This is a genomic window from Psychroserpens mesophilus (assembly GCF_050617655.1).
Taxonomy (GTDB): Bacteria; Bacteroidota; Bacteroidia; order Flavobacteriales; family Flavobacteriaceae; genus Psychroserpens; species Psychroserpens mesophilus_A.
Genome location: NZ_JBODQC010000551.1, coordinates 1 through 232 on the forward strand (window position 1 = coordinate 1; position 232 = coordinate 232).

A 232-nucleotide genomic window follows, 5' to 3' on the forward strand; every position below is an offset into this window, starting at 1 on the left:
GGCGCTGGTGGACTCGTATGGCCTGACCGACGCCCTGATGCACGGGCTGGTGGTGCGCCGCGTCGAGCCGGCGATCCCGCTGTTCGTGTACGTGTCTCATTCCGGGATCGAACCGCCCCCGCCCATCGCCAAGGCCTTGCTGACGCAGTTTTCCCAGATCGTCAAAAAGGAATTGCCCGCGATGACGCAGGCAATCCTCAAGCGGGCCTAGTCGATTTCCGCCACCGGCAGC

The 232-nt window shown here is 64.7% G+C and carries 1 protein-coding gene; it reads left to right on the forward strand.

Annotated features, from left to right (window positions below):
- Window positions 1-211, forward strand: a 211-nt coding sequence (locus ACRHNM_RS18385) for a hypothetical protein (protein WP_431138068.1), incomplete at its 5' end; no start/stop codon positions are given.
- Window positions 212-232 lie beyond the last annotated feature (21 nt).